Annotated in this window: 6 protein-coding genes and 1 pseudogene; 4 read left to right on the top strand and 3 right to left on the bottom strand. The window is 65.1% G+C overall.

The window, feature by feature from the left end; translation table 11 throughout:
• The first annotated feature begins 567 nt into the window (after positions 1–567).
• A complete protein-coding gene (locus DBR22_RS13545) occupies positions 568–1,602 on the top strand; it encodes an AAA family ATPase (protein WP_108599449.1) in 1,035 nt (344 codons plus the stop codon).
• A 117-nt stretch (positions 1,603–1,719) separates the two neighbouring features.
• Here the strand turns inward: DBR22_RS13545 and DBR22_RS25175 are convergent.
• The 3 genes and pseudogenes from DBR22_RS25175 to DBR22_RS13535 all read right to left on the bottom strand — a co-directional run bounded on the left by DBR22_RS25175 (position 1,720) and on the right by DBR22_RS13535 (position 3,626).
• A pseudogene (locus DBR22_RS25175) lies at positions 1,720–2,328 on the bottom strand (aldo/keto reductase).
• A gap of 191 nt (positions 2,329–2,519) precedes the next feature.
• On the bottom strand, positions 2,520–2,699 hold the full coding sequence (locus DBR22_RS25170) for an aldo/keto reductase (protein ID WP_308810212.1): 180 nt from the start codon (positions 2,697–2,699) through the stop codon (positions 2,520–2,522).
• A 45-nt stretch (positions 2,700–2,744) separates the two neighbouring features.
• Positions 2,745–3,626 carry an aldo/keto reductase gene (locus tag DBR22_RS13535; protein ID WP_108599448.1) on the bottom strand — a complete coding sequence of 294 codons (882 nt, stop codon included), beginning with the start codon at positions 3,624–3,626 and terminating at the stop codon, positions 2,745–2,747.
• Positions 3,627–3,795: 169 nt separating this feature from the next.
• Between DBR22_RS13535 and DBR22_RS13530 the strand changes: the two genes are divergently transcribed.
• The 3 genes from DBR22_RS13530 to DBR22_RS13520 all read left to right on the top strand — a co-directional run.
• Positions 3,796–4,674, top strand: a complete 879-nt coding sequence (locus DBR22_RS13530) for a helix-turn-helix transcriptional regulator (protein WP_108599447.1) — start codon at positions 3,796–3,798, stop codon at positions 4,672–4,674.
• A 134-nt stretch (positions 4,675–4,808) separates the two neighbouring features.
• Entirely contained in the window at positions 4,809–5,807 is a 999-nt protein-coding gene (locus DBR22_RS13525) for a LacI family DNA-binding transcriptional regulator (protein ID WP_108599446.1), read from the top strand.
• 97 nt (positions 5,808–5,904) lie between these two features.
• Positions 5,905–6,700 (top strand): sugar-binding domain-containing protein (locus DBR22_RS13520; protein WP_375134964.1); only part of this gene is annotated, 796 nt, incomplete at its 3' end.

Raw genomic sequence — 6,700 nt, 5'->3', positions numbered from 1 at the left:
GGGTGCCCCAACCTCAGTTTTAGCGATGTGGTGGCGCCCGTAAGCCGGTCCCTTAGCGCGACAACCCGGATTTGACGTTCGGTTTTACAGGGGTGGAGTTTGAGATGTCCCGTATACCCCGCCCGCAAAAGTGCCCGGTGAAGGGGCCATAAACGCTACACGCCGCAAGCGTCTCAAAACCCTTGGGTTTCGAGGCGCAGAGGTTTCGAGACACCCAGTCAGGTGTAGGTCATCCGCTGCTCCCATGGTTGGTGTCATTGCCGCTCGCCTGGCGCATGCTACAGCCGGGGGATCCGCTTCAATGTGACTGAGCTCCGACGTCCGGGGGGCGGCTGTTTTCCGCTGTACCGGTTGTAGTTCGCACAGGGTGCAGTGGGACATGAATGAGGAGGACTATGCGTTGGGGCTAGTCCTCGGTGTCGTGGCGGTATTGGTGCTGGCACCGATCGGTGTGGCCAGGATACCCGTGGCTATCCCGGCCATTGCGTGAGTACTACTCCCAAAAGGGAGTTGATGCTGGTGCGGCCAACCCCATAACTGTCGGGAATCGAGTACTACAGTGGATGCATGGCTGCCAGCCGCAATCCGCTCGACGACCTGCGCGAAACCATCGGCCGTCTGGCCGATCAGCTCAAGCTGCCCGGTTCGGAGCGCGTCGACGACCTGGTCGGCGATCTGACGGGTGCGAGGCCCGGTCCAGCCCGGCCACTGTCCGAGGTGCAGGCCGAGCTCGACGCGTTGGTCGGACTGGAGACAGTGAAGGAACAGGTGCGGGCGCTCGTCGCACTGCTCCAGGTCCAGGCCCGCCGTAAGGCGCACGGCCTGCCGGAGGTGGCCACGTCACAGCATCTGGTGTTCCTCGGAAACCCGGGCACAGGCAAGACCACCGTGGCGCGGCTCCTGGCCGAGATGTACCGCGCCGTCGGTCTGCTTCAGAAAGGCCACCTGGTCGAGGTTGACCGTTCGGGCCTGGTGGGGCAGTACGTCGGCACGACCGCCATCAAGACGGATCGGGTGATCCGGCGTGCGCTGGACGGCGTCCTGTTCATCGATGAGGCCTATGCACTGGCCCCGGAGGACGGCCGGATGGACTTCGGCCCCGAGGCGATCGAGGTCCTGCTCAAGCGGATGGAGGACCACCGCCACCGCCTGGTCGTGATCGTGGCCGGGTACCCGCGGCTGATGGAGTCCTTCTTGCTCTCGAACCCCGGACTGCGCTCCCGTTTCGCCCGCGAGATCACGTTCCCTGACTACTCCGTCGACGCACTCCAGACGATCTTCCACCGGATGCTCGCCCAGCACGAGTACAGGCTGGAGCCAGGTGCAGACCAGATGCTGCGCCGCATCTTCACCGGGCTCCACGCGGGCGAGGACTCCGGCAACGCACGGTTCGCCCGCACTCTGTTCGAGCAGGCGCTTAACCGTCAGGCGCTGCGGCTCTCGCTCGACGAAGAACAAAGCCTCGACGCGCTCGATCGTGAGGCCGTCATGACGCTCACCGCGGACGACATCGTCGAGGCCGCGCTGGCCTTGGGCGAGGAGCCGGAACCGGAACCGACGCCGGAACCGGAGCGGCCACGCTGGTGGCGCTGGCTCGTGTGACCGGATATGCGGCGGCTTGCGTCCCTGACATCCACAGGTCGAAGTGCTCATGGGGTTAGTAGGCGGGAAGTGCGCCCGAACCGGTCTGGTTCGGCACACCCTGGTGCTGGGTGCTGCCTAGAAGAATGTCGGCTCGCGGGGCGTGTAGGGGGCCTCCAGCGCGGACACTTCCTCGTCGCTGAGCGCCAGTTCGAGGGCTGCGGCCGCGTCTGTGAGGTGCTTCGGCTTTGTCGCCCCGATGATCGGGGTATCGACGACGGGGTTCTTCAGGACCCAGGCCAGCGCGACGGTGGCCATTGCGACTCCCCGCTCGGTGGCGATGCGTTCCACGGCGTCGACTATTGCTTTGTCGGAGTCGAGGAACAGCGGCCGGCCGAACTGATCCTGGGCTGGGCTGGACGCCGCCCGGGTGGTGGACTTCTCACCCCAGGGGCGTGCAACGATACCGCCGGCGAGGGGGCTCCAGACCATGTTGCCGACGCCTTAGTCGGCAAGGAGGCCGTGCATTTCGCGCTCTTCCTCGCGTTGGACCAGGTTGTACTGGTCCTGCATCGAGACGAACTTGGTCCAGCCGTTCTGCTCGGCCGCGCTCTGCATCTTAGAGAACTGCCAGGCCCACATCGATGAGGCGCCGATGAAGCGGACCTTGCCGGCCTGGACGGCGTCGTGCAGCGCTTCCATCGTCTCTTCTACCGGGACCTCGGGGTCGAAACGGTGGATCTGCATCAGGTCCACGTAATCGCTGCCGAGCCGGGCGGGGGGCCGTCGACTTGCTTAATGATTGCCTGGCGGCTCAGCCCTCCGCCGTCCGGGCCCTCGTGCATCGGCCAGTAAATTTTGGTCGCGAGGATAGTCTGCTCGCGGCTGCTGTATTCGCGTATGGCCCTGCCGACGAGTTCTTCTGAACTCCCCATGCCCTAGACGTTCGCTGTGTCCCAGAAGTTGATGCCCAGCTCTACGGCCTGCCGGAAGAAAGGTGCTGCCGCTTCGCCGTCGAGGGCCCAGTCCTGAAACTGGTTCGGGGTCCCGAAGCTCATGCACCCCAGGGTGAGGCGGCTGACCTTGAGGTCGGAGTTGCCGAGTTGGGTGTATTCCATCGTGTATTTCCTGTCAGATTTCCCGACCGGGTTCGGCCCAACCGATCAGGCTTCGGGGATCGTGAAGTCGAAGGCCTCGCGGGTGATGGCCTCGACCGGGGGGCCACCGCGGACACCGGTGTCTAGAGCGTCGATCGCGGCGAGTTCCTCGGTGGTGAGTTCGAAGTCGAACACGTTGAAGTTCTCGGTGATGCGGTGGGCTTTAGTCGACTTGGGGATCGCCGACCGGCCCTGTTGGACGTGCCAGCGCACCATGACCTGGGCAGGGCTCTTGCCGTGTGTCTCGGCGATCGACCGGATCGTGGGGTCGTCCAAGGTGCTCTTGGCATCGGGGACGTACGTTGTGATCCCGCCGATCGGGGACCAGGCCTGGGTCAGGATCCCGTGCTTGGTGTGAAGCGCATGCATGTCCTTCTGCTGGAAGTAGGGGTGCACCTCGATCTGGTTGACGGCCGGAACGATCGTCGTCTCTGCGAGCAGTTGCTCAAGGTGTTCGGGCATGAAGTTGCTGACACCGATCGCGCGGATCTTGCCGTCCGCTTGGAGCTTCTCGAGCGCACGGTAGGAATCAAGCGTGAGGGCGAATTCGGAAGGCAGCGGCTGGTGAAGGATGAACAGGTCGATGTAGTCCACGCCGAGCTTGGCGGCGCTTTTCTCGAACGCGTGCAGGGTCGCATCGTAGCCGTAGTCGCTGATCCAGATCTTCGTCTCGATGAAGACCTCTTCGCGGGGGATGCCGGAGTTACGGATGCCCTGGCCGACCTGTGCCTCGTTGCCGTAAGCGGCAGCGGTGTCGATGAGGCGGTAGCCGGCGCGCAGTGCTTCCTCGACGGCGGTGGTGGTCACGTCGGGTGGGGTCTGGAAGACGCCGAGCCCGACCGCAGGGATCTCGATGCCGTTGTTCAAAGTAATCATGGTGTTGGTCATGCCTTCAACGGTAGGAGCGAAACGGGTACGGGTGAGAGTCACTGGTGTTATCCCCCAGAGCTCACTTGGTGCGGCAAGGAACCCAAGGCGAAGGCCGCCGTCGTACGTCTGCTGGGGGTTAACGTCAGGGGCTCCCACTACTGCACATATCCGGCCTAGCCTTGACTGCATGAGTACCCGCAACGACGTGCAGAAGTTCCTCACCGCACTGCGCGCCCGCATCACCCCGGAGGTGGCGGGCTTGACTGTCTTCGGCGGGGAACGCCGCGTCCCCGGCCTGCGCCGTGAGGAAGTCGCCCAGCTGGCCGGGGTGAGCACCGCCTATTACACGCGGATGGAGCGCGGGGACCTGAGCGGGGTGTCCGAGAGCGTGCTGTTCGCTCTCGTGCGGGCCCTGCAACTAAACGAGGCCGAAACCGCGCACCTGTTCGATCTGACACGTGCGGCGACCGGGCCGCGCAGGGCACCCCGGACGAAACCCCTACCCCGCGTGACACCGCGGATCGCGCAGTTGATCGATGCGATGAGCGATGTTCCCGCCATCGCGATGACCCGGCTCGGGGACCCTGTCGCGTCGAACCCTTTGGGCCGGGCCCTGTTCCCCGACCTCTTCCCGCCGGGGCAGCCCGCGCTGAACAGCGCCCGCTACATGTTCCTGGACGAACGCTCCCGGGTGTTCTACCCGGACTGGGAGATGACCGCACTGGAAGCCGTGTCAGGGATGCGGCTCTTCGCCGGCCAGGATCCCAGCGACAAAGCCCTGATGGCACTGGTCGGTGAGCTCGCGACCCGCAGCAGTGAGTTCCGCACCTGGTGGGGCGGACACACGGTACGGATCCACTCCACCGGAGCCAAGCACATCCACCACCCCGTTGTGGGTGACATGACCCTCGGCTACGAAACCCTCGACATAACCTCGACGCCCGGTCTGGTCCTCATGACCTACCTTGCCGAACCTGCAACCCCGTCCGCGGACGCCATGAACCTGCTGCGCAGCTGGACCGCGAACGAAGCCCTCACCGACGAGACAGTCCGCACCGGCCGCTGAGAGACCTCGACCTGTAGCCGTCGACGCACCGGCAGCCGGCGGTCAGTCCGGCCGCCGGCTGCCGACGCAATGAAGGGGCCGGGGGTTCACACCGCGGGTATCACGTGTAACCCACCCTGTGCGATGATCAAAAGGTGACAGCGGAAACGAAACCGGCCAAGCGCCCCACCAGCTTTGATGTCGCCAAGAGGGCTGGTGTATCCCGCGCAACCGTCAGCCACGTCCTGAACGGCCAGGGTTCCCGCTTCCCGGAGGAGACCCGTGCCAAAGTCCTGAAAGCGGCCGAGGAACTGAATTATCAGCCCTCCCCTGCCGGCCGCGCGCTGGTGACAGGCCGGAGTGACATTCTGGTGATCCTCGTCCCCAACACCACGTTCGGAAGCAACCTCCAGGATCTCGTTGACAACGTCACAAGCCATGCTGCCGCGCATGGCCTGAGCGTGGTGGTCCGCTTCGCGGGCAGCAACCCCGGCGAAACGCTCGCCGCCATCCTGCACTTCCGGCCCGTTGCTGTGGTGGACATGGGAATACTCGGGGCAGACGAACGTGAGGTCCTGCATCATTCCGGGGCGGCAGTCATTCCCCGGATCCATACGCCCGAGGACCCCACCCACGACATCAACCACGTCATCGGGCGGACCATGGCAAAGGCGCTGCTGCGGAACGGTCCGAGACAGCTGGCCTATGCAGCCCTGCTGGATGAGCGGCTCGACCCCTTCGGGCCAGGGCGCTACGAGGGGATGAAAGCAGGTGCCCGCGCTGAGGGCCTGCCGGAACCCGAACGCCTTGAAATCCCCCTTGAGCTCGGACGGGCCAGCGCCGCCCTCGCTGCCGTCAAAGCCAAAGACTCCCCGCTTGCTGTGGGCTGCTACAACGACGACGTCGCCCTTGCCGTTGTGGCCGCCGGCAGGGCGCTTGGGCTGAGGATCCCGGATGACCTTTCAGTGGTGGGTGTCGATGCCACGGCCATCGGGCAGCTTGTCTCGCCCCGGCTCACTACCATCCGCATCCACAACGCACCGCTCATGGAGCGGATCGCGGCTGATCTTGCCGCTCTTGGCCGCGCCGAGGCCCCCGCGCCGCAGCCCGCTTCCCTTCCCGAGGTCACGGTCCTGACGGGAGAAACAACCTAGCCTTCCGGTCGGAACCTGCCGGTTCATTGACACGTGTCACCTCGGTGTGATGTCCTGATGGTGACACGTGATACTAGAATCGTTAGGGAGAACCTCAATGACGCGCACCTCTTTCAATGCAGGATGGGCGGTATGCCCGAAGGTCAGCCTCTTCGCGGAGTTCGACGGGCCGGTTGCCCCGCCGCAGCCCGTCACCCTGCCGCACGATGCACTGATCGGCCTCCCCCGATCTGCCGGTTCAGCCCAGGGCTCACACGCTGGCTACTCCCCCGACGGCGCGTTCGAATACTCAAAGACGTTCGAGGTGCCTGAGGACTTCCGGGGCAAGCGCGTCTCCCTCGAGTTCCAGGGCGTGTACCGGGATGCCATGGTCTTCATCAACGGGGACTTCGCCGGCCAGCGCCCCTTCGGCTACTCCACCTTCACCATCAGGCTGGATCCTTTCCTGAAGTACGGCCAGGCCAACACCATCCGCGTTGATGCGCGCATCCACCAGGATTCCCGCTGGTACTCGGGAGCCGGCATCTACCGGGACACGTTCCTGACCGTCACGGAGCCGGTACACCTCGCCGCCAATGGCGTCCGGATCTCGACGCCGGACATCACCGCCGGCCGTGCCGTCGTGGACGTCGCCACCACGGTGGAGAACGAGAGCCTGTCCACTGCCACGGTGACGGTGGGAACGGAACTGTACGACGGCGACGGCGCGGTTGTCGCCGTCGGCTCCGCTCCCGTGACGCTCAAGGCGGGCAGCACCGCCGTCGTCCGCCAGCGCCTCTACGTCACCGAACCGCTGCTGTGGGGACTGGAGCGCCCGCACCTGTATTCGGCACGGACTGAGCTCCGCGACGACCTCGAAGTGCTGCAGGCAGACAGCGCCACCTTCGGCATCC

Source organism: Arthrobacter sp. HMWF013 (assembly GCF_003061105.1).
Taxonomy (GTDB): Bacteria; Actinomycetota; Actinomycetes; order Actinomycetales; family Micrococcaceae; genus Arthrobacter.
This window is presented reverse-complemented; position numbering and strand designations above follow the sequence as displayed.

What these genes read in the sequence shown, in the direction of transcription:
- DBR22_RS13545 (WP_108599449.1), top strand. Translation starts at nt 568, where the DNA reads ATGGCTGCCAGCCGCAATCCGCTCGACGACCTGCGCGAAACCATCGGC.
- DBR22_RS25170 (WP_308810212.1), bottom strand. Translation starts at nt 2,699, where the DNA reads ATGGAATACACCCAACTCGGCAACTCCGACCTCAAGGTCAGCCGCCTC.
- DBR22_RS13535 (WP_108599448.1), bottom strand. Translation starts at nt 3,626, where the DNA reads ATGACCAACACCATGATTACTTTGAACAACGGCATCGAGATCCCTGCG.
- DBR22_RS13530 (WP_108599447.1), top strand. Translation starts at nt 3,796, where the DNA reads ATGAGTACCCGCAACGACGTGCAGAAGTTCCTCACCGCACTGCGCGCC.